Annotated in this window: 21 protein-coding genes; 11 read left to right on the plus strand and 10 right to left on the minus strand. The window is 65.1% G+C overall.

What is annotated here, in order from left to right; translation table 11 throughout:
* Window positions 1–79: 79 nt before the first annotated feature.
* Window positions 80–439, minus strand: coding sequence for a glyoxalase superfamily protein (locus tag ACIGKL_RS05205; RefSeq protein WP_397485632.1), 360 nt, complete (start codon window positions 437–439; stop codon window positions 80–82).
* An 81-nt stretch (window positions 440–520) separates the two neighbouring features.
* Complete coding sequence (locus tag ACIGKL_RS05210; protein WP_397485633.1) at window positions 521–1,099, minus strand: NADPH-dependent FMN reductase; 579 nt, start codon at window positions 1,097–1,099, stop codon at window positions 521–523.
* A gap of 78 nt (window positions 1,100–1,177) precedes the next feature.
* Here ACIGKL_RS05210 and soxR point away from each other — a divergent pair, with 78 nt between their 5' ends.
* The gene (gene soxR, locus ACIGKL_RS05215; protein WP_397485634.1) at window positions 1,178–1,636 is read left to right on the plus strand and encodes a redox-sensitive transcriptional activator SoxR; all 459 of its coding nucleotides are present in this window, start codon (window positions 1,178–1,180) and stop codon (window positions 1,634–1,636) included.
* On the opposite strand, the gene ACIGKL_RS05220 is transcribed toward soxR, so the two are convergent.
* Window positions 1,633–1,986, minus strand: coding sequence for a 5-carboxymethyl-2-hydroxymuconate Delta-isomerase (locus ACIGKL_RS05220; protein ID WP_397485635.1), 354 nt, complete (start codon window positions 1,984–1,986; stop codon window positions 1,633–1,635). The genes soxR and ACIGKL_RS05220 overlap by 4 nt on opposite strands.
* Before the next feature lie 492 nt (window positions 1,987–2,478).
* On the opposite strand from ACIGKL_RS05220, the gene ACIGKL_RS05225 reads away from it, so the two are divergent.
* The gene (locus ACIGKL_RS05225; protein ID WP_397485636.1) at window positions 2,479–3,738 is read left to right on the plus strand and encodes an OprD family porin; all 1,260 of its coding nucleotides are present in this window, start codon (window positions 2,479–2,481) and stop codon (window positions 3,736–3,738) included.
* 121 nt (window positions 3,739–3,859) lie between these two features.
* Here ACIGKL_RS05225 and ACIGKL_RS05230 read toward each other — a convergent pair whose 3' ends face one another.
* The gene (locus ACIGKL_RS05230; RefSeq protein WP_397485637.1) at window positions 3,860–4,990 is read right to left on the minus strand and encodes a M14-type cytosolic carboxypeptidase; all 1,131 of its coding nucleotides are present in this window, start codon (window positions 4,988–4,990) and stop codon (window positions 3,860–3,862) included.
* A gap of 281 nt (window positions 4,991–5,271) precedes the next feature.
* On the opposite strand from ACIGKL_RS05230, the gene ACIGKL_RS05235 reads away from it, so the two are divergent.
* The gene (locus ACIGKL_RS05235) at window positions 5,272–5,808 is read left to right on the plus strand and encodes a tetratricopeptide repeat protein (RefSeq protein WP_397485638.1); all 537 of its coding nucleotides are present in this window, start codon (window positions 5,272–5,274) and stop codon (window positions 5,806–5,808) included.
* Window positions 5,809–5,923: 115 nt separating this feature from the next.
* Window positions 5,924–6,427, plus strand: coding sequence for a hypothetical protein (locus ACIGKL_RS05240; RefSeq protein WP_397485639.1), 504 nt, complete (start codon window positions 5,924–5,926; stop codon window positions 6,425–6,427).
* Window positions 6,428–6,434: 7 nt separating this feature from the next.
* Here ACIGKL_RS05240 and ACIGKL_RS05245 read toward each other — a convergent pair whose 3' ends face one another.
* The 4 genes from ACIGKL_RS05245 to ACIGKL_RS05260 all read right to left on the minus strand — a co-directional run bounded on the left by ACIGKL_RS05245 (window position 6,435) and on the right by ACIGKL_RS05260 (window position 8,990).
* Window positions 6,435–6,857: a YybH family protein gene (locus ACIGKL_RS05245; RefSeq protein ID WP_397485640.1), complete on the minus strand. Its 423-nt coding sequence runs from the start codon at window positions 6,855–6,857 to the stop codon at window positions 6,435–6,437.
* A gap of 25 nt (window positions 6,858–6,882) precedes the next feature.
* The gene (locus ACIGKL_RS05250) at window positions 6,883–7,665 is read right to left on the minus strand and encodes a DUF899 domain-containing protein (protein ID WP_397485641.1); all 783 of its coding nucleotides are present in this window, start codon (window positions 7,663–7,665) and stop codon (window positions 6,883–6,885) included.
* Window positions 7,666–7,698: 33 nt separating this feature from the next.
* On the minus strand, window positions 7,699–8,073 hold the full coding sequence (locus ACIGKL_RS05255) for a YciI family protein (protein ID WP_397485642.1): 375 nt from the start codon (window positions 8,071–8,073) through the stop codon (window positions 7,699–7,701).
* 200 nt (window positions 8,074–8,273) lie between these two features.
* Complete coding sequence (locus tag ACIGKL_RS05260; RefSeq protein ID WP_397485643.1) at window positions 8,274–8,990, minus strand: UTRA domain-containing protein; 717 nt, start codon at window positions 8,988–8,990, stop codon at window positions 8,274–8,276.
* 315 nt (window positions 8,991–9,305) lie between these two features.
* On the opposite strand from ACIGKL_RS05260, the gene ACIGKL_RS05265 reads away from it, so the two are divergent.
* The 6 genes from ACIGKL_RS05265 to ACIGKL_RS05290 all read left to right on the plus strand — a co-directional run bounded on the left by ACIGKL_RS05265 (window position 9,306) and on the right by ACIGKL_RS05290 (window position 14,580).
* Window positions 9,306–10,364: an ABC transporter substrate-binding protein gene (locus ACIGKL_RS05265; protein ID WP_397485644.1), complete on the plus strand. Its 1,059-nt coding sequence runs from the start codon at window positions 9,306–9,308 to the stop codon at window positions 10,362–10,364.
* Between the two features lie 102 nt (window positions 10,365–10,466).
* Window positions 10,467–11,273: an alkaline phosphatase family protein gene (locus tag ACIGKL_RS05270; RefSeq protein ID WP_397485645.1), complete on the plus strand. Its 807-nt coding sequence runs from the start codon at window positions 10,467–10,469 to the stop codon at window positions 11,271–11,273.
* Entirely contained in the window at window positions 11,270–12,112 is an 843-nt protein-coding gene (locus ACIGKL_RS05275) for an ABC transporter permease (protein ID WP_397485646.1), read from the plus strand. The genes ACIGKL_RS05270 and ACIGKL_RS05275 overlap by 4 nt, the downstream gene beginning before the upstream one ends.
* Window positions 12,099–12,893 (plus strand): ABC transporter permease, encoded by a 795-nt coding sequence (locus ACIGKL_RS05280; protein WP_397485647.1) that lies wholly within the window; start codon window positions 12,099–12,101, stop codon window positions 12,891–12,893. Before ACIGKL_RS05275 ends, ACIGKL_RS05280 begins: the two co-directional genes overlap by 14 nt.
* Before the next feature lie 47 nt (window positions 12,894–12,940).
* Window positions 12,941–13,927 (plus strand): ABC transporter ATP-binding protein, encoded by a 987-nt coding sequence (locus tag ACIGKL_RS05285; RefSeq protein ID WP_397485648.1) that lies wholly within the window; start codon window positions 12,941–12,943, stop codon window positions 13,925–13,927.
* A complete protein-coding gene (locus ACIGKL_RS05290; RefSeq protein WP_397485649.1) occupies window positions 13,927–14,580 on the plus strand; it encodes an HAD family hydrolase in 654 nt (217 codons plus the stop codon). The genes ACIGKL_RS05285 and ACIGKL_RS05290 overlap by 1 nt, the downstream gene beginning before the upstream one ends.
* 78 nt (window positions 14,581–14,658) lie before the next feature.
* Here ACIGKL_RS05290 and ACIGKL_RS05295 read toward each other — a convergent pair whose 3' ends face one another.
* Window positions 14,659–15,513 carry a LysR substrate-binding domain-containing protein gene (locus ACIGKL_RS05295; RefSeq protein WP_397486253.1) on the minus strand — a complete coding sequence of 285 codons (855 nt, stop codon included), beginning with the start codon at window positions 15,511–15,513 and terminating at the stop codon, window positions 14,659–14,661.
* 143 nt (window positions 15,514–15,656) lie between these two features.
* On the opposite strand from ACIGKL_RS05295, the gene ACIGKL_RS05300 reads away from it, so the two are divergent.
* On the plus strand, window positions 15,657–16,499 hold the full coding sequence (locus ACIGKL_RS05300; protein ID WP_397485650.1) for a bifunctional allantoicase/(S)-ureidoglycine aminohydrolase: 843 nt from the start codon (window positions 15,657–15,659) through the stop codon (window positions 16,497–16,499).
* Between the two features lie 148 nt (window positions 16,500–16,647).
* Here ACIGKL_RS05300 and ahpF read toward each other — a convergent pair whose 3' ends face one another.
* The gene (gene ahpF, locus ACIGKL_RS05305; protein ID WP_397485651.1) at window positions 16,648–18,204 is read right to left on the minus strand and encodes an alkyl hydroperoxide reductase subunit F; all 1,557 of its coding nucleotides are present in this window, start codon (window positions 18,202–18,204) and stop codon (window positions 16,648–16,650) included.
* Between the last annotated feature and the right edge of the window lie 115 nt (window positions 18,205–18,319).

Below are 18,319 nucleotides of genomic sequence, written 5' to 3' on the forward strand. Positions count from 1 at the left end.
ACGTCGTTAGTGCCATTGTTCTCGCCCTACCGGCTGCCGTTAAAGGCCTCGCCGGCCAGCCGGCGCCTACGCAGCGTTCTCAGCTCGGCTCGGTAAAGATCAGGCGATTGCCGAACGGATCGCTCAGCGCCATATCGCGTCCCCAGGGCTGCGCGACGATGGCAGGTCGGGCGAAGTCGTAGTCCTTGCCGCGCAGTTCGTTCAGCAGCCCATCCAGATCGTCGCAGGCGATACGCAGCGCCGCGCCTGGGCAGCAGTCGCCATGGTGCTCGGACAAGTGCAGCACGCAGGCGCCCCGCGACAGCTGCAGGTACAACGGCAGCTTCGGTTCGAAGCGGTGCGCCCAATCCTCGGCAAAACCCAGGTAATCGATATAGAAGGCCCGTGCGCGCAACTCGTCGAAGCTGCGCAGAATGGGAATGGGGGCAGCCAGCTGCATGTTCTTCTCCGGTCAATGGCAACCGGCACAGCTTCAGCAAATCGCCGCCTGCCCGCAAGCCTCGATACCTGGCAGGAGCCCCTACCCCCGAACCCGCTCATAAACCACCCGCTCGCGCCCAGCGCGCAGGGTTTGCGCCCACCAGTTCAGTTGCACCAGCAGGTGCGCCATGGCCGAGTTGGCGTGACGCGGTTCGCGCAACCGGCCGCGCTCGTCGAACTGCTCCCAGGCATTGGCGAAACTCACCGAACTGCGTACCGTCATGCCGTGCATTTCCACCAGCACCTGGCGCAGCTGCTCCACCGCGCGCAGCCCGCCGGACACCCCGCCATAACTGACGAAGCCCACCGGGCGCGCCTCCCAGGAGGCCGGCACCTCGTCGATGAACTGCTTGAGCGCCGCCGGGTAGCCATGGTTGTACTCCGGGGTGACGATCAGGAAGGCATCGGCGCGCAGCAACTGCTGCAACGCCTGGTGCCGCGCCTCGCCCGCCCCGGGCGCCTCGCCGGGCTGGCGGAACATCGCGGCCGGGTCGACCAGGCTCAGCTCGAATTCGCTGCGTTGGGCGATCTGTTCGCACGCCCAGGCCACCACGCGGTCGCAGAAGCGACCCTCGCGCACACTGCCGTAGATCAGTACCAGTCGAACTCTGTCCTGCATGGAAATGCCCTCGGGGTTGTCAGTCGAGGTGGCCGAGGGTAAAACCTCAACTTAGCTTGAGGTCAAGAGGGAATTTTCATGTCGACCTGCAACCCGTGTCTCGAGCGGCCCCTGAGCGTCGGCCAGGTGGCCGAACGCAGCGGGGTGGCGATCTCCACCCTGCACTTCTATGAATCCAAGGGCCTGATCCACAGCCAGCGCAACGCCGGCAACCAGCGCCGCTACCCGCGCGAGGTGCTGCGCCGGGTGGCGATCATCAAGGTGGCGCAGCGCCTGGGCATTCCCCTGGCCGACATCGGCGCCGCGCTGGCCAGCCTGCCTGCCGACCACACGCCCACGGCGGCCGACTGGCAACGCCTGTCCGCGCAGTGGCAGCGCGACCTGGATGCGCGCATCGAACAACTGGCCCGCTTGCGCGATCTGCTCACCGGCTGCATCGGCTGCGGCTGCCTGTCGATGCAGGACTGTCCGCTGCGCAACCCCCAGGATCAGCTCGGCGAGCAGGGGGCAGGGCCGCGCCTGCTCGAACCCGGCTAATCGTCCAGGCAATTGCGTCGGTTGCTAAAGCTTTCCCGCCGAATATCGCGCACATCCAGGGAAATCGCCGGCACCTGCGGCAGCCGTTCGACCAGTGCGCGCACCACGCGGCGCGACAGGGCGCGCTTGTCCTCGTCGCTGCGGCCGGCCAGCACATAGAAGATCAGATGGACGAAGTCGCCCGGCTCGCCGCCGACGCAGTGGTGCTGGTACAGGCTCAGACGCACCTTGACCTCGCCCGGCTGAAACAGGCCGCTATCCGCGGCGCTGTCGTGCACCAGGCGCACCAGCTCCTGCGGTTCGATCAGACGACTCAGCTCGTGGGCGGCTTCGATCAGGCAATGGGGCATGGCGTCTCCGGGCGATGACTGGAAATTGTCATACGTTATCACACAACACCAAGGATACCAGCCGCCCAGCAGCCGACGGCAAGAGGCCCAGCCCAGAGCCTCTTACCCACCATAAGTCCAGCTAAAACGGCAACTTCAGACGAGCAGCGCCTGCGACTTTGGTCTAGGCATGCGTTGACAAGCGCGGGAAAGGCTGTCGATAATCCGCCAAGTTGTATGACGACGTATAACACCAATAACAACAAGAACCAGGGCCAGACCATGACCACCCTCGTCTTCTCCCCAGCGCAGCAACGCCTCGCCCGCACGGCATCCATCGCCGCCAGACGCCATCGAACCGGATTCGCCGGAGGCTGACCCCAGCCCCTGGCAATGACCGGCCATGACGGCCGGTCTGCCGCCCCGCCGGGGCACCCACCACCCTCCCACCATGCGGGCCCCGAGCAGGCCGGCAGGGGGACGGTTTGTTCAAAAACTGGGAGCACAACAACAATGACCGCACGCAACGCCCTTCCTCTGGCCCTGATCGGCAGCACGGCGCTGGCCCTCGTCCTGCCCACCGCCACCCACGCCGCCGGCTTCGTCGAAGACGCCAAGGTCACCCTCGGCCTGCGCAACTACTACTTCAACCGCAACTACCTCAACGGCACCGACCCGATGGTCAACGGCGAGCGCCAAGGCCAGGCCGAAGGCTGGACCCAGAGCTTCATCCTCGACGCCCGCTCCGGCTTCACCCAAGGCACCGTCGGCTTCGGCCTCGACGTACTCGGCCTGTACAGCGTCAAGCTGGACGGCAACCGCGGCGCCGCCAACACCAACCTGATGCCGATTCACGACGACGGCCAGGCCGCCGACGACTTCGGCCGCACCGCGGTGGCCGCCAAGGCCAAGCTGTCGAAGACCGAGCTGAAGGTCGGCGAATGGTTCGCCGTGCTGCCGATCCTGCGTGCCGACGACGGCCGTTCGCTGCCGCAGACCTTCCAGGGCGCCCAGCTGACCTCCAACGAGATCGACGGCCTGACCCTGTACGGCGGCCAGTTCTGGAAGAACAGCCAGCGTCACGATGCCAGCCGCGAAGAAATGACCTTCGGCGGCGTCGAGGGCGACGACTTCAACTTCGGCGGCGGCGAATACCGCTTCAACGGCAACAACACCATGGTCGGCGTCTGGCACGCCCGCCTGGAAGACGTCTACCAGCAGAGCTTCCTGCAACTGACCCACAGCCAGCCGGTCGGCGACTGGGTGCTGGGCGCCAACCTCGGCTACTTCGACGGCAAGGACGAAGGCGCGGCCAAGGCCGGCGATCTGGACAACAAGGTCTACCAAGGCGCGCTGTCGGCCAAGAAGGGCAACCACGGCTTCATGGTCACCTACCAGAAGCTCAGCGGCGACACCAAGTTTCTGCGCATCGACGGTGCCAGCGGCGGCTCGTTGGTCAACGACGGCTTCACCAACGCCTTCGACGCCCCCGAGGAGCGCTCCTGGCAGATCCGTCACGACTACAACTTCGCCGGCCTCGGCATCCCCGGCCTGACCCTGATGAACCGCTACACCAGCGGCTCCAACATCCACGCCGGCGGCCGCACCGACGCCGAGGAATGGGGTCGCGAGTCCGAACTGGCCTACACCGTCCAGGAAGGCAGCCTGAAGAACCTCAGCGTGCGCTGGCGCAACTCCGACCTGCGTCGCGACGTCGGCCAGGACCTGCACGAGAATCGCCTGATCATCAACTACCCGCTGTCGATCCTGTAACGCCCGACGCGCCAGCGCGTCCGATTGTCTCCATGTGTTTACGGCACTTTCCGCCCGTCCTCGCGACGGGCTTTTTTTGCCTGCAGATCCAACGGCTTGCCGCTGCCCCCTACTCCCCCCTTCAGCGCAGCTGGCCCACCATCTGCGCCAGCACCGTCAGCACATCCGCCCCCAGGCGCTTGGAGCGCGCACCGTTCCAGCCGGTGCGTGGCTGCGGGTTGTCGTCGTGGTCCTTGAACGGCATCTCGATGGTGAACGACAGGCAGTCGAAGGCCTGGCCCACGGCGTTGCAAGCCAGGGTCAGATTGGCCTGGCCGGGTTCGTCGCGCGGGTAGCCGAAGCGGGTCTGGAATTCGGCGCCGATGCCCACCAGGCGCTGGCGGAAGTCCTCCTCCAGCGCGGCCAGGCGCGGCGTATAGCCGGGGTTGCCCTCGCAGCCAGCGGTGAACACCTGGGGAATTTCCTCGTCGCCGTGGATATCCAGGAACAGGTCGACGCCGCTGCGCCGCATCTGTTCCAGCACGAACAGCACTTCCGGACTGCGCTCGGCGCTGGCCGACTGCCAGGCGCGATTGAGATCCTGACCCGCATAGTTGGTGCGCAGGTGGCCGCGAAAGGCGCCGTCGGGGTTCATGTTCGGCACCAGGTACAGCTCGGCCTGAGCCAGCAGCGTATTCAACTCGGCATCCTGCGGGTCCTGCAGGCGTTCGATCAGCCCCTCCATAAACCACTCGGCCATATGCTCGCCGGGATGCTGCTGGGCGATGATCCACAGCTTGCGCGGCGCCTGCGCCTGGCGCGCGATGCGCAGCAGCTGGATATCGCGCCCTTCCAGACTCTTGCCGCAAGCCAGCAGCTCGGCGCCGGCCTTGCTCAGCGCCTGCTCGATCAGCGCGTCGTGGCGCACCCGCGGATAGGGCTCGAAATAGGCGAACCAGGCCTGCGCATGCTCGGCCTGCAACTCGAAGTGCAGCTGGCCGTCCGCGAAGCGGGTGGGCAGGCGAAACCAGTCTTGCCGGTCGTAGCTGGCCACGGCCTGGTAGCCGTCCCAGGCGCGGTTGTAGGCCGACTGGCCGGCGTTGGTCAGGCTGAAGGCGTGGCGCTGCCCCGGCTGCATCTCGTCCACCCGAAAGTGAAACCACTGGAAATGATGGCTGTTGAGGTCCGCACGCATGGCCAGCAGCACGCGCTGCGGGTCGCTGGCGTCGATGACCTGGATATTGCCGCTGTCGAAATCCGCGCTGATCTTCATGCATGCCTCGTGAGCCGAAATCAGTCGTCAGGATTGCAGCTCGCCGCACCGCTGTGAAGGCAGACAGCGCGGCGGCGGCGAACTAAGGTAAGCAGGGCCGGCCTAAGAACCTGTTTACGATCTCGCGAGCTAGAGCCTTACAAGGCGAAAACAGGCGAGGAAGCGGAGTTTACTGGTGTAAATGAGCATTCCGAGCCTGTTTTTAACGCAGGAAGGCCGACGCGCAGCAGATCGTAAACAGGTTCTAACAGCCTGAGCCGACTCAACCAGAGAATCCCGCCATGCCCAGCCCCATCCCCCTGCGCCACAGCCTCGCCGCCCTGCTCGCCCTGACGCTGCTGGCCGGCTGCGCCGCCCGCGAGCCCAGCCCGGCGAGCCCGCCGACGCAGCCGCAACCGCAGCAACAGACGCCGCAGGACCCACTGCGCGAGCTGCGCCAGCAGGCCCAGCGCGGCGATCTGGAGAGCCAGTTCCAACTCGGCAGCAGCTACTTCGTCGGCCAGCCGGAGAAGAACCTCAAGCAGGCCGAATACTGGTGGAAACAGGCCGCCGACAAGGGTCACGCCATGGCCGCGGTGAGCCTGGCCTATCTTTACACCGGGCGCGACGCGCCGGAATTCGCCAACCAGCGGGGCATGCTCAAGTACCTCAACCAGTCGGCGGCCGCCGGCAACCCCATGGCCCAGCATATTCTCGGCAACCTCTACCGCCGTGGCGAAGGCGGCGTGCCGCGCGACCCGGACCAAGCGCGGCGCCTGTACCAGAGTGCCTGCCAGCAGCGCTACCAAGCCTCCTGCGCGGCGCTGGGTCAGCAGTGACGGGCTCGGCTCGTCCAGCTGCATCCGCGTCGCCTCGCCATCGGTCGTGCGCCACCTCGCGATCCGCCGCAACGGCTACGCTTGCGACTGCGGACATCACGAAAGGAGGCACGGCATGTCACAGGCGGAAGCGAATATCCTCGTCACCTGGGGCCGTCATTGGTTCGCCAACATGTGGATCGGCAACCAGCAGGACAAACGCGACGAACTCATCGCCCACGTCAACAGCGAACTGGCTGGCCTGGGCTTCAAGTTGGGGCGCGGCTGGCAGAACTACGACCCGGTGATTCGCCGCACGGGCGGCCGCCCTTCCAGCTACGCGCAAATCGCCGCCTGGGCGGCGCGGCAAGCGAACCAGGGCCGCGCCGTCGCCCAGCAATTTCTCGACTGGGCGACCGGCGATGAAGTCGGCCTGCTGGATTTACCGGTCGAGCTGCAGGACCTGGCCATCATCACCCACCTGGCCGAGGTCGGACGCGGTTACGTATCGGCCCTGGAAGGGTCGCTCTATCCGCTGATGCAGGACATCGCCAACGGCCAGCGCAACTGGAGCGACTACCGCGACTACGCGCCCGCGCTCAAGTACGCCGAAGACAGCGCCACGGACTGGGCGTCCTGAGCGGCGCTCAGGGCTGCAGATCGAACAGCGCCTTGCCGCTTGCCATGTCGCAGGGCGCGGAGAAGTGCTCGTGGAAGATCAGCCAGCGCCCGCCTTGGCGGCGCAGGCACTGGGTCACGCGCATCCAGCAGGTCTCCAGCTCGCCCTTGTCGTTGCTGCCGCCACAGTGCAGCAGGTAATGGGTCACGCCGAGATCGCCGGCGGCGGTGAAGGTCGGCTCGTGCGGCTCGAACATCCCCGGGCCGCTGCACATTTCCATGCAGGCCTGCCAATGTGCCTGGTACGCCGGGCGCCCCTGAAAGCGCAAGGGGCCTACGGCGTCGTAGGCCACCAGCTCCTCGACGTAGTGGCTGATGATACGTGCCACGTCCTTGCTGCGGCAGGCTTCGGTCCAGCTGTCCAGGGCTTCTTGCAATTCGTGCCGACTCATATCGAATCTCCCTCTTTCTTTTAATTCAGGCCTTTTGGGCGCAGCAGTCATGGGCGGGCGCCGCCTGTTGGTACTCGTCGTGCAGGCGCGTCCAGTTGAGCCCCTTGCCGTCCAGATCGGGCATGCCGTCCCAGCCCTCGCCGCGGCCGAAGGGGGTGAAGTCGAGGAAATGGAAGCTGCTCATCAGCATCTCCAGGCCGCGCGCATAGCAGGAATAGGTGTGGAACACCTGCCCACCGTCACGCAGGAACACGCTGACGCCGGGTTGCTCGCCCTGGATGTGATAGGTCAGCCCCAGACGTTCCAGCTCCTCCTTGTCGCGGTAGTTGTATTCGACCGGCGCGACCTGCTCGTCGGTGGTGGCGTGGTAGTCGTAGTTGAAGCGGCTGCCGTAGGAGCTGTACCAGGGCAGGGTCCAGCCCATGCGCCGCTTGAAGGCCTCGAGATCGGCCAGGGGCGCGCGCGAGACCAGCACCAGGTTGGTGTCGCGGGCATGCAGGTGGGATGTATGGCCGATGTTGTCGACCAGGCAGGAACAGCCGTCGCAACCCTCACCACGCTCCATGTGGTACATGAAGTGGTAGACGATCAGCTGGCTGCGCCCCTCGAACAGCGCCTCCAGCCCCACCTCGCCCTGCGGGCCGTCGAAGCGGTAGTCCTCCTCCACCAGCACCATGGGTAGCGCACGACGCGCACGGTTGATCGCGTCGCGCTGGCGGGTCAGTGCCTTCTCCTGCTCGAGCAGGGCCTTGCGCGCCGCCAGCCACTGCTCGCGGCTGGCGACCTCGGGAATATAACGGCGGTCCATAGCGATTCTCCCTATTGATCGAGCCTTGCCGGCTCAGTGTCGACCGGCCTGCAACTGCGCCGGCTGGATATCCAGCTCGCGCACCGGACGCACCTCCACGCAGCCGACGCGGGCGGCGGGAATGTGCCCGGCGAGCTGGATGGCCTCGTTGAGATCGCGCGCCTCCACCAGGTAGAAGCCGGCCAGTTGCTCCTTGGTTTCGGCGAAGGGGCCGTCGGTGATCGCCAGCTTGCCGCCGCGCATGCGCACGGTGGTGGCGCTCTGCACCGACTGCAACGCCTCGGCGGCGAGCATGCGCCCGCTCTCCTGCACGGCGTTGGCGTAGGCGAGGCACTCGCTGTCATGCGGACTGTCGGGGGAGCTGTGCAGCTCCTGTTCGTTGGCGTAGACGAGGCAGAGGTATTTCATGGCGTGCTCCTGTTCCTTGGCGGGTGGGTACTGGATAGTCGAACGCGGCGAGCGCATTTCGACATTGGCCGCAAAAACATCACAGAAGCCGACGAACGGTAGGGTGCGCCGTGCGCACCGGCCTCCCCGGATTACCCCCAACCCTCCTTGCGCACTGGCGAGTCGAAGTCTGCCGGCAGCCTCGGTGCGCGCGGCGCACTCTACTCGGGGACTTCGACGCTGACGTGGATGGCGTCGTGGCGCCAGAACTCCAGATCGCAGTCGATGATGCGCCCGTGTTGGTCGCGGTTGACCCGGGTGATGCGCAGCGCCGGGCTGCCGGGCGCCACCTTGAGGCTGGCCGCGGCTTCGGCGTGCAGCGCGGTGGGCACCATGTCGAAACGCACGCGGCCATAGTGGATGCCGTATTCACTGGCATACAGGTCGGTCAGCGAGCGGGTCAGGTCGAACTCGAGAATGCCGGGGAAGTAGGCCGGGTTCAGGTAGTGCTCGACGTACAGCACCAGGCGCCCGTCGATGCGCCGCGCGCGGCACACCTGGTAGACGCTGGACAGCGCCGGCAGCTCCAGCACCTGGCAGATCTGCGCACTGGCCGGCATCAGCCGCGCGCTGAGGACTTCGGTGGCCGGCACTCGCCCCTGGCCGGCGACCATGGCGTGGAAGTGGGTACGCACCAGCGGGTTGTAGGCCACCCGCGCCGGCGAGACGAACCAGCCGCGGCGCTCCTCGCGGTAGACCAGGCCCTGCGCCTCCAACTGGCCGAGCGCCTCGCGCAGGGTGATGCGGGTGGTGTCGAACAGTTCGCTGAGCTTGCGTTCGGCCGGCAGCTTGCTACCGGAGGGCAGCAGGCCGCGGTCGATCTGCTCCTGCAACGCGCGGCAGATGAGGGTGACGGCCCGCGGCGCTTCTTCGCGCATCACTTCTTCCCCTTATGGACTAGTCCAGCCCCATCGCAGGGCAAAAGTCGGTCGGTCAGACGGGTTACAAGCCTAGACAGTCTAGATGACCGGCAGATGACAGCCCGACTACAAGCATGCCGCATGCCACCGCCGCCAAGGCCCACAGGCCGCGAAATCAGTTAGTTAGCCATGGTCTACGCTTGTTGAGCGCGCCAGCCGGTCAAGCTTAGACATCCGCCCCCGGCGACCCGACATAAAACTGTCATTGAAGGCGCCTAGATTGGCTCAGGTCTTGCTGATCTAGACCAACACTCTCATGCAAAGGAGTTTCCGATGAAACAACTGCTGCTGGCTTCACTGATGGGTTCGGCCATCGCCCTGGCGACCTCGGCCATGGCCGAAGGCACCGACTTGCAGGCACTGGAACAGGCTGCACGCGCCGAGGGCGCGGTGAATAGCGTGGGTATGCCCGACAGCTGGGCCAACTGGAAAGACACCTGGGCGGACCTGGCGCGCCTCTACGGCCTCAAGCACCAGGACACCGACATGAGCTCGGCGCAGGAAATCGCCAAGTTCGCCGCCGAGAAGGAAAACGCCACCGCCGATATCGGTGACGTCGGCGCCGCCTTCGGCCCCATCGCCGTGCAGCAGGGCGTGACCCAGCCGTACAAGCCGAGCACCTGGGCGCAGATTCCGGATTGGGCCAAGGACCAGGACGGTCACTGGATGCTGGCCTACACCGGCTCCATCGCTTTCATCGTCAACAAGCAGTTGGTCAAGGACATTCCGCGTTCCTGGGCCGACCTCAAGACCGGCACCTACAAGGTCTCTGCCGGTGACGTCAGCACCGCTGCGCAAGCGGTCAACGGCGTACTGGCCGCGGCCATTGCCATGGGCGGCAACGAGAGCAACGTGCAGCCGGCGCTGGACTTCTACGGCGAACTGGCCAAGCAGCGTCGCCTGTCGCTGGCCAACCCGACCATCCAGACCCTGGAAAAGGGCGAGGTGGAAGTCGGCATCGTCTGGGACTTCAACGGCCTGTCCTACCGCGACCAGATCGACCCCGAGCGCTTCGAGGTGCTGATCCCGTCCGACGGTTCGGTGATCTCCGGCTACAGCACCATCATCAACAAATGGGCGAAGAACCCCAACGCCGCCAAGCTGGCCCGCGAATACATCTTGAGCGACGCCGGGCAGATCAACCTGGCCAAGGGCAACGCCCGGCCGATCCGCGCCGAGCACATCGAGCTGCCGGCCGAGGTGCAGGCCAAGCTGCTGCCGCAGGAGCAGTACGCCAAGGTCCAGCCGATCAAGGACGCCGCTGCCTGGGAGGCCACTTCCAAGGCCCTGCCGCGCCTGTGGCAGGAGCACGTGATCATCAATATGAATTGATGCGGCCGCGACACCATTGATCCGTAGCCCGGATGAAATCCGGGGCAATCGTCAAGTACGCCCCCGGATTGCATCCGGGCTACGAGCGAAAGAGAGAACCCCATGAAGCACAACGTCATCCTGGTGGTACTGGATGGCCTGAGCTATCAGGTGGCTCAGCATGCGCTGGGCCACCTGCTGGCTTACTGCCAGGCCGGGCGCGCCGCGCTGTACAAGCTGGACTGCGCACTGCCGGCACTGTCCCGCCCGCTCTACGAATGCATCCTCACCGGCGTAGCGCCCATCGATAGCGGCATCGTGCACAACGATGTGGTGCGCCTGTCGAATCAGCGCAGCATCTTCCACTACGCCCGTGACGCCGGCCTGAGCACCGCCGCCGCGGCCTATCACTGGGTCAGCGAGCTGTATAACCGCGCGCCCTTCCAGGCCGCGCGCGACCGTCACACCAGCGATGAGTCGCTACCGATCCAGCACGGCCACTTCTATTACGCCGACCATTATCCGGATTCGCACCTGCTGGCCGATGCCGACAGCCTGCGCCAGCGCCATCAGCCGAACCTGCTGCTGGTGCACCCGATGAACATCGACGATGCCGGCCACAAGCACGGCCTTGACAGTTCGCAGTACCGCAACGCCGCGCGCATGGCCGACGTGCTGCTGGCCGAATATATCCAGACCTGGCTCGACGCCGGTTACCAGATCCTGGTGACCGCCGACCACGGCATGAACGCCGACCGCAGCCATAACGGCGTGCTGCCGGAAGAACGCGAAGTGCCGCTGATCGTCCTCGGCAGCGCCTTCAGCCTCGATCCTGCAGCCCGCCCGCAACAGACCGAGTTATGCGGCACCATCTGCCAGTTGCTCGGCGTGGCCCACGACAAACCCTGGTACAGGGAGCTGCTTGCATGAAGTCGACCATTTCCAGCAAGGGGTGGGCACTGCTGTGCCTGCTGCCCTTCGCCCTGTTCTTCTTCGCCTTCCAGATCGCACCGCTGGTCTGGGTCGCGAGCAACAGCCTGAACACCGCCGAAGGCTGGGGCCTGGGCAATTTCCAGCAGGCGTTTTCCTCGGCCTTCTACCGCCAGGCCATGCGCCACAGCCTGGAAGTCGCCTTCTGGTCGAGTCTGTTCGGCATCGTCATCGCCATCATCGGCAGCTACTCGCTGCGCCAGGTCAGCAGCCGCCTGCGCGATTTCGTCATGGCGTTTTCCAATATGACCAGCAACTTCTCCGGGGTGCCGCTGGCCTTCGCCTTCATCATCCTGCTTGGCTTCAACGGCGCGCTGACCATCCTGCTCAAGCAGATGGGGGTGATCGAGGACTTCAACCTCTACTCCAAGACCGGCCTGATCGTGCTTTACACCTACTTCCAGATTCCCCTCGGCGTATTGCTGCTCTACCCGGCCTTCGACGCCCTGCGCGAAGACTGGCGCGAGTCGGCCGAACTGCTCGGCGCCAGCACCTGGCAGTTCTGGCGGCATATCGGCCTGCCGGTGCTGACCCCGGCGTTGCTCGGCACCTTCGTCATCCTCCTGGCCAACGCCCTGGGCGCCTATGCCACGGTGTATGCGCTGACCACCGGCAACTTCAACATCCTGCCGATCCGTATCGCGGCGATGGTCTCCGGCGACATCTTCCTCGACCCGAACATGGCCAGCGCGCTGGCGATGGTGCTGGTCGGCCTGATGACCCTGATCACCATCGTCCACCAATGGCTGCTGCGCCGGAGCTACCATGTCGCCCGCTGAAAAACGCTCGCCGCTGTTCCACCAACTGGTGGTCTACCTGCTGTTTCTGATCCTGCTGCTGCCGCTGCTCGGCACCCTGGTGTACTCGCTGTCCACCAGTTGGTCGGCGACCATCCTGCCCAGCGGCTTCACCTTCAAGTGGTACCTGGCGCTGTGGAGCGATGCGCGCTTTCTCGCCGCCTTCGGCCGCTCGCTGCTGGTGTGCATCGCTGCCCTGGCGCTGGCGCTGCTGCTGATCCTGCCGCTGCTGTTCGTGGTCAACTACCACTTCCCCAAGCTCGACGCCGTGATGAACGTGCTGATCCTGCTGCCCTTCGCCATCCCGCCGGTGGTGTCCTCGGTGGGCCTGATGCAGCTGTTCGCCGCCGGCCCGCTGCCGATCCTCGGCACGCCGTGGATCCTGATCGGCTGCTTCTTCACCATCGCCCTGCCCTTTATGTACCGGGCGATCACCAACAATTTGCAGGCGATCAATCTGCGCGACCTGATGGACGCCGCCCACCTGCTCGGCGCCAGCACCTGGCGTGCGGCCTTGATGGTGGTGCTGCCGAATCTGCGCAAGGGTTTGATGGTGTCGGTGTTCCTGTCCTTCAGCTTCCTGTTCGGCGAATTCGTCTTCGCCAACCTGCTGGTGGGCAGCCGCTACGAGACGCTGCAGGTGTACCTGTACAACATGCGTAACGACAGCGGCCACTTCACCAGTGCCCTGGTGATCTCCTATTTCCTGTTCGTGCTGCTGATGACCTGGGCGGCCAACCGCCTGAACAAGGACAAATCGTAGGCTGGGTTGAGCGTGCGAAACCCAGATTGCTTGATAAGGAACGACCAATGAGTTTTCTGAATATCCACGGCCTGCATAAAAGCTACGGCGCCACGCCGATCTTCACCGACATCAATATCGAGATCGGCCAGGGCCAGTTCATCACCCTGCTCGGCCCGTCCGGCTGCGGCAAGTCCACCCTGCTGCGCTGCATCGCCGGCCTGACCGCGGTCGATGGCGGACAGATCCTGCTGGGCGGCGAGGACCTGGTACCCGTGGCGCCGCAGAAACGCGGCATCGGCATGGTGTTCCAGAGCTATGCGCTGTTTCCCAATATGACCGTGCAACAGAACGTCGCCTTCGGCTTGCGCATGCAGAAAGTCCCAGCCGCCGAGGCCAGCCAGCGCGTCGCCGAGGTGCTGGAGCTGGTGGAACTCAGCGACTACGCCGGGCGCTACCCGCAGCAACTGTCCGGCGGCCAGTGCCAGCGCGTGGCCCTGGCCCGTTCGCTGGTCACCCGCCCGCGCCTGCTGCTGCTCGACGAGCCGTTGTCGGCGCTGGATGCGCGCATCCGCAAACACCTGCGCGAACAGATACGCGCCATCCAGCGCGAGCTGGGCCTGACCACCATCTTCGTCACCCACGATCAGGAAGAGGCGCTGGTCTTGTCCGACCGAATCGTGCTGATGAACGGCGGCCAGATCGTCCAGAGCGGCGACGCCGAAACCCTCTACACCGCACCGGCCGATGCCTTCGCCGCCGGTTTTATCGGCAACTACAACCTGCTCGATGCCGACGCCGCCAGCCGCCTGCTCGGCCAGCCGATCGGCAGCCGCGTGGCGATCCGTCCGGAAGCCATCCACTTCGCCGACGGCGGCATCGAGGCGCAGATTCGCAGCCACAGCCTGCTCGGCAACGTCATCCGCTACCGCGTCGAAGCGCGCGGCGTGGAATTGCTGGTGGATGTGCTCAACCGCTCTGCTGCAGACCTGCACCACGACGGCCAAAGCGTCAGCCTGGCCATTGGCGCCGATGCGATCCGGGAGGTGGCATGATGGCCCTGGCGATTTTCGATCTCGACGAAACCCTGATCCATGGCGACTGCGCCAGCCTGTGGACCCAGGAAATGGTGAAGATCGGCTGGGCCGATGGCGACTCCTTCATCGCCCACGAACAGGAGCTGATGCGCCAGTACGCCGCCGGCACCCTGGCCATGGAGGACTATATGGCCTTCACCCTGTCGCCGCTGGTCGGCCGCACGCCCGAGGAGGTCGCCCATGTGGTCAAACCCTTCGTCGAAGACGTGATCGAACCGATCTTCTACAGCGACGCCAGCCGCACCCTGGCCACGCACCGCGCCGCTGGCGATCGCCTGCTGGTGATCTCCGCCTCGGCGCACTTTCTGGTCAGCGCCATCGCCGAGCGCTTCGGCATCGACGAAGTGCTGGCCATCGACCTAGAGCTGCAGCACGGCTTCTACAGCGGGCGTACCCAAGGCGTGCTGACCTACCGCGAGGGCAAGGTGATCCGCCTGGAGAGCTGGCTGATCGAACAGGGCGAAAGCCTGGCCGGCGCCAGCTTCTATTCCGACTCGCGCAACGACCTGCCGCTGCTGCAACTGGTGGACAAGCCCTTCACCGTCAACCCCGACCCGACCCTGCGCGCCCATGCCGAACAGGCTGGCTGGCCGATTCTAAGCTGGCGCTGATCCGCCGTAGGGTGCGCTGTGCGCACCAACCTGGGCAGGGAAATTTGGTGCGCACAACCTGGGCGGCCCCGCGACACCCTACTTGCTCATGATGCCTTCGCACGCCTCGATCAACGCCGCCGCCAGCTCTCGCGCGTAACCGGGCAACTGGTTGCGCGCATGCAGGGCCACTTCCACCGGCGCCACCGGGGCGAAACCTTCGGCCTCGCCCAGTTCGCGGTGCGCGGCAGTAATCAACCGGCGCGGCAACAGGGTCAGACCCAGCCCGCCTTCGGCAGCGGCGCTGACGCCGGGCAGACTGCTGCTGACATAGGCGATGCGCCAGGGCTTGCCCATGGCGTCCAGCGCGTGAGTCATCTCCAGACGGTACAGGCCATTGGGCGGGAACACCGCCAGCGGCACCGGGTTGCGCGCCAGCACCGGGCGCGTTCGGCTGTCGAGCCAGGCCAGTGGTTCGGCCCAACTGGCCAGGCCCTTGGCGCTGCCGGCGCGCTGCTTGATCAGTGCCAGATCCAGCTCGCCGGCATTGAACGCACGCCACACGTCATGACTGAGGCCGCTGGTGATCTCCAGGCGAATACCCGGATGGGCATCGGCAAAATCGGCCAGGTAGGGCGTCAGGCTGTTGGCGGCGAAATCGTCCGGCACGCCGAGGCGCACTTCGCCTTCCACCGCACTTTGCCCCAGCGCCAGCATGGCTTCGTCCATCAGTGCGACGATGCGGTTGGCATAACCCAGCAGGCGTTCGCCCTCGGTGGTGGTCACCACGTAGCGGCCACTGCGGTCGAGCAGCTCGGCGCCAAGCTGCTCCTCCAGGCGCCGCACCTGCTGACTGACTGTGGACTGGGTCAGGTGCAAACTGGCAGCCGCGCGGGTGAAACCACCGGTCTGCACCACGGTGAGAAAACTGCGTAACAGCACCGGATCGAGCATATTGCCACCCATCACGAAGTCCACTGACAGGCATTCTACTATTTAATTTCAGAATCGAGCTGCGACTTTCTATAGTGCACGGGAGTCAAATTTCCGCACGGGGACAGAACCCCGCGCCATTCTCCCGCCGAGGCACCTTCTCGATGAGCAAAACGCCCTACTACTACGCCCCGCATGGCGGCCATCCCGGTCAGGAACAACTGCTGACCGACCGCGCCATGTTCACCGAAGCCTATGCCGTGATCCCCAAAGGCGTGATGCGTGACATCGTCACCAGCCACCTGCCGTTCTGGGACAACATGCGCATGTGGGTCATCGCCCGCCCGCTGACCGGCTTCGCCGAAACCTTCTCGCAGTACATCGTCGAAGTCGGCCCGAACGGCGGCAGCGACAAGCCTGAGCTCGACGCCACCGCCGAAGGCGTGATCTTCGTCGTCGAAGGCACCTGCGACCTGACCCTCAACGGCACCCAACACGCCCTGCGTCCGGGCAGCTACGCCTTCATCCCGCCGCAGAGCGATTGGTCGCTGCGCAACAACAGCAGCCAAGCCGTACGCTTCCACTGGCTGCGCAAGGCCTATCAACCGGTCGAAGGCGTGCCTTACCCGGAAGCCTTCGTCACCAACGAGCAGGACATCGAGCCGATCGTCATGCCCGGCACCGAGGGCCGCTGGAGCACCACGCGCTTCGTCGAGATCAGCGACATGCGCCATGACATGCACGTCAACATCGTCAATTTCGAGCCGGGCGGCGTGATCCCCTTCGCCGAAACCCACGTCATGGAACACGGCCTGTACGTGCTCGAAGGCAAGGCGGTGTACCGCCTGAACCAGGACTGGGTCGAGGTCGAGGCCGGCGACTTCATGTGGCTGCGCGCCTTCTGCCCGCAGGCCTGCTACGCCGGCGGCCCGAGCCGCTTCCGCTACTTGCTGTACAAGGATGTGAACCGCCAGATGCCGCTGACCCTGGGCGGTCTTAAGCGCTGAGTGATACCCCACTCGTAGGGTGCGCCGTGCGCACCAGCAGAACCGAGGCATCGGTGCGCGCAGCGCACCCTACGAAGCGGCTCCTGGGTAGAGATAAAAAAGAAAGGCCACCCCGAGGGGTGGCCTTCTTCATTCATGCAACGCCCGATCAGCTATGGCGGATCAGATGGTCGAAGGCGGACAGCGATGCCTTCGCCCCCTCGCCCATGGCGATGACGATCTGCTTGTACGGCACGGTGGTCACGTCACCGGCGGCGAACACGCCAGGGATATTGGTCGCGCCCTTGGCATCGACGATGATCTCGCCGAAGCGGTTGAGCTCCACGGTGCCCTTGAGCCAGTCGCTGTTGGGCAACAGGCCGATCTGCACGAAGATGCCTTCCAGCTCGACGGTGTGCAGCTCTTCGGTGGTGCGGTCCTTGTACACCAGGCCGGTGACTTTCTGGCCGTCGCCCTTGACCTCGGTGGTCTGTGCGCTCTTGATCACGGTGACGTTGGGCAGACTGTAGAGTTTCTTCTGCAGCACGGCGTCAGCACGCAGGGTGTCGGCGAATTCCAGCAGGGTCACGTGGGCGACGATGCCAGCCAGGTCGATGGCTGCCTCGACGCCGGAATTACCGCCGCCGATCACCGCCACACGCTTGCCCTTGAACAGCGGGCCGTCGCAGTGCGGGCAGAAGCACACGCCCTTGGCCTTGTATTCCTGCTCGCCGGGCACCCCCATCTCGCGCCAGCGTGCGCCGGTGGAGAGGATCACGGTCTTGGCCTTGAGCGACGCGCCGTTCTCGAACTTCACTTCGTGCAGGCCGCCTTCGCTGCTGGCCGGCACCAGAGCCGAAGCACGCTGCAGGTTCATCACGTCGACTTCGTATTCCTTGACGTGTTCTTCCAGAGCGCGCACCAGTTTCGGGCCTTCGGTTTCCTTGACGGAGATGAAGTTCTCGATGGCCATGGTGTCCAGCACCTGACCACCGAAGCGCTCGGCGGCGATGGCGGCGCGGATGCCCTTGCGCGCGGCGTAGATGGCAGCCGCAGCGCCGGCCGGGCCACCGCCGACCACCAGCACGTCGAAGGCCTGCTTGGCGCTCATCTTCTCGGCATCGCGGTTGGCGGCGCCGGTGTCGATCTTGGCGAGGATTTCCTTCACTTCCATGCGCCCGGAAGCGAACACCTCACCGTTCAGGTAGATGCTCGGCACGGCCATGATCTGGCGACGCTCGACTTCTTCCTGGAACAGCGCACCGTCGATGGAGACGTTGCGGATATTGGGGTTGAGCACGGCCATCAGGTTCAGCGCCTGAACCACGTCCGGGCAGTTCTGGCAGGACAGCGAGAAATAGGTCTCGAACTCGAACTTGCCTTCGATGCTCTTGATCTGCGCGATGGTGTCGGCATCCAGCTTCGATGGATGACCGCCCACTTGCAGCAGCGCCAGCACCAGCGAGGTGAACTCGTGGCCCATGGGGATACCGGCGAAGGCAACGCCGGTGTCTTCACCCGGACGATTCAGGGCGAAGGACGGACGGCGGGCATCGTTGCCGTCGGTCTTGAGAGTGATCTTGTCGGTCAGGCCGACGATGTCCTGGAGCAGGCCCAGCAGCTCCTGAGATTTCGCGCTGTCATCGAGGGACGCGACGATCTCGAACGGCAGGGTGACCTTCTCCAGGTAGGCCTTCAACTGGGCTTTAAGATTGGCGTCCAACATGGCGGAAATTCCTCAAATACGAAAATTCGGGCAATAAAATGCCCGGACGGATCGCGCCCGGGCATCGGGCACCACAAGGGCCGGTTGCTGGCCCTAACAGCGCAGAGTGGGTCCT

The sequence above is a fragment of the Pseudomonas sp. NPDC077186 genome (genome assembly GCF_044543505.1).
In the GTDB taxonomy this organism is placed as follows: domain Bacteria; phylum Pseudomonadota; class Gammaproteobacteria; order Pseudomonadales; family Pseudomonadaceae; genus Aquipseudomonas.

Coding starts and splice junctions, on each gene's coding strand:
- ACIGKL_RS05230 (WP_397485637.1), bottom strand. CDS start 4,990: ATGAAGATCAGCGCGGATTTCGACAGCGGCAATATCCAGGTCATCGAC.
- ACIGKL_RS05280 (WP_397485647.1), top strand. CDS start 12,099: ATGTCGCCCGCTGAAAAACGCTCGCCGCTGTTCCACCAACTGGTGGTC.
- ACIGKL_RS05205 (WP_397485632.1), bottom strand. CDS start 439: ATGCAGCTGGCTGCCCCCATTCCCATTCTGCGCAGCTTCGACGAGTTG.
- ACIGKL_RS05295 (WP_397486253.1), bottom strand. CDS start 15,513: ATGCTCGATCCGGTGCTGTTACGCAGTTTTCTCACCGTGGTGCAGACC.
- ACIGKL_RS05275 (WP_397485646.1), top strand. CDS start 11,270: ATGAAGTCGACCATTTCCAGCAAGGGGTGGGCACTGCTGTGCCTGCTG.
- ACIGKL_RS05260 (WP_397485643.1), bottom strand. CDS start 8,990: ATGCGCGAAGAAGCGCCGCGGGCCGTCACCCTCATCTGCCGCGCGTTG.
- ACIGKL_RS05220 (WP_397485635.1), bottom strand. CDS start 1,986: ATGCCCCATTGCCTGATCGAAGCCGCCCACGAGCTGAGTCGTCTGATC.
- ACIGKL_RS05255 (WP_397485642.1), bottom strand. CDS start 8,073: ATGAAATACCTCTGCCTCGTCTACGCCAACGAACAGGAGCTGCACAGC.
- ACIGKL_RS05225 (WP_397485636.1), top strand. CDS start 2,479: ATGACCGCACGCAACGCCCTTCCTCTGGCCCTGATCGGCAGCACGGCG.
- ACIGKL_RS05210 (WP_397485633.1), bottom strand. CDS start 1,099: ATGCAGGACAGAGTTCGACTGGTACTGATCTACGGCAGTGTGCGCGAG.
- ACIGKL_RS05265 (WP_397485644.1), top strand. CDS start 9,306: ATGAAACAACTGCTGCTGGCTTCACTGATGGGTTCGGCCATCGCCCTG.
- ACIGKL_RS05300 (WP_397485650.1), top strand. CDS start 15,657: ATGAGCAAAACGCCCTACTACTACGCCCCGCATGGCGGCCATCCCGGT.
- ACIGKL_RS05240 (WP_397485639.1), top strand. CDS start 5,924: ATGTCACAGGCGGAAGCGAATATCCTCGTCACCTGGGGCCGTCATTGG.
- ACIGKL_RS05290 (WP_397485649.1), top strand. CDS start 13,927: ATGGCCCTGGCGATTTTCGATCTCGACGAAACCCTGATCCATGGCGAC.
- ACIGKL_RS05250 (WP_397485641.1), bottom strand. CDS start 7,665: ATGGACCGCCGTTATATTCCCGAGGTCGCCAGCCGCGAGCAGTGGCTG.
- ACIGKL_RS05285 (WP_397485648.1), top strand. CDS start 12,941: ATGAGTTTTCTGAATATCCACGGCCTGCATAAAAGCTACGGCGCCACG.
- ACIGKL_RS05245 (WP_397485640.1), bottom strand. CDS start 6,857: ATGAGTCGGCACGAATTGCAAGAAGCCCTGGACAGCTGGACCGAAGCC.
- ahpF (WP_397485651.1), bottom strand. CDS start 18,204: ATGTTGGACGCCAATCTTAAAGCCCAGTTGAAGGCCTACCTGGAGAAG.
- soxR (WP_397485634.1), top strand. CDS start 1,178: ATGTCGACCTGCAACCCGTGTCTCGAGCGGCCCCTGAGCGTCGGCCAG.
- ACIGKL_RS05270 (WP_397485645.1), top strand. CDS start 10,467: ATGAAGCACAACGTCATCCTGGTGGTACTGGATGGCCTGAGCTATCAG.
- ACIGKL_RS05235 (WP_397485638.1), top strand. CDS start 5,272: ATGCCCAGCCCCATCCCCCTGCGCCACAGCCTCGCCGCCCTGCTCGCC.